A 1032-nucleotide genomic window follows, 5' to 3' on the forward strand; every position below is an offset into this window, starting at 1 on the left:
CTCCGGGGGCGTCCCGGTCCCCGAGGAGCTCCCACCCGACTCCGACGAGGAGAAGGCCGTCAGCGCGGAGACCGTGAGGAACGAGATGCCGGTGACGACGAAGGGTACGACGATCGCGACCACCTTCTCCCACGTCCTCCAGAGCGAGCTCGCGCTCACGAGCGCGGCGCCGACGAACCAGCCGAGTACGGGCACGACGATCCCTCCGAAGCTCAACGTCAGCGCCGCAGCGATCGCGAACCCTCTCGTCGAGGTCGCCGGCGGACGCGGCACCGGGGGCGCGGCGACCGCGGGCGCGCCGATGATCGTCGGCCCGGACGGGACTTCCGCCTGAGCCCCATCGGCGATCGCGACAGGATCGCCGAGATCCGCGATGCGTGCCGCCGTCGCTTCGGCATCGAGCCCCTGCAGCTCCTCGAGGATGCCGGCACGGATGTCGCTCGCGACACCGTGCGGCAGGTTGCGCATGGCCTCGTCGAGCCGCGCGAGGTACTCGGTGCGGAGGCCGTCTGCGGTGAGCTCTGTCATGGTCGTCCCTCTCCGACGATGCCCGTGACGACACGGGCGAATGGTGTCCACTGGGCGCGGAAACGGTCCAACTGATCGATCCCGCTGCCGGTGAGCCGGTAGTACTTGCGCACCGGACCACTGTCGGAGGGCTGATCGAACGTGGTGACCCACCCGTTGTCCTTCAGCCTCCCGAGCAGCGGGTACAGCGTGCCGATGCTGGCGATCAGGCCCGCGCCGGTGAGCGCATCCGCCAGCTGCCAGCCGTACATCGGCTCGCGCGCGAGCAGCCCGAGCACGCAGTACTCGACCACTCCCTTGCGCATCTGAGCGCCGACATCAGCTGTCATGCAAGACAAGGTAGCATGCGAGACAAGAGAGCGTGAGGAGTCCGACCGTGCGGGCACCCGTGCCCACCGGATCACGACGCCGGCGGGCAGACCAGCGGCTCAGCCCTTCGTCGCTCCGGCCGTCAGACCGCCCACGATGTACTTCTGCAGGAACAGGAACAGGATCATCACCGGG

General features: G+C 69.0%; 2 protein-coding genes. Both read right to left on the reverse strand.

The window, feature by feature from the left end:
- On the reverse strand, positions 1-528 hold a 528-nt coding region (locus AX744_RS07095; protein WP_197429175.1), incomplete at its 3' end, for an HAAS signaling domain-containing protein.
- Positions 525-857: a PadR family transcriptional regulator gene (locus tag AX744_RS07100; protein WP_046747805.1), complete on the reverse strand. Its 333-nt coding sequence runs from the start codon at positions 855-857 to the stop codon at positions 525-527. The genes AX744_RS07100 and AX744_RS07095, both read right to left, overlap by 4 nt.
- Positions 858-1032 lie beyond the last annotated feature (175 nt).

This window comes from Microbacterium sp. CCH5-D1 (genome assembly GCF_001557335.1).
In the GTDB taxonomy this organism is placed as follows: Bacteria; Actinomycetota; Actinomycetes; order Actinomycetales; family Microbacteriaceae; genus Microbacterium; species Microbacterium oxydans.

What these genes read in the sequence shown, in the direction of transcription:
- AX744_RS07100 (WP_046747805.1), bottom strand. Translation starts at nt 857, where the DNA reads ATGACAGCTGATGTCGGCGCTCAGATGCGCAAGGGAGTGGTCGAGTAC.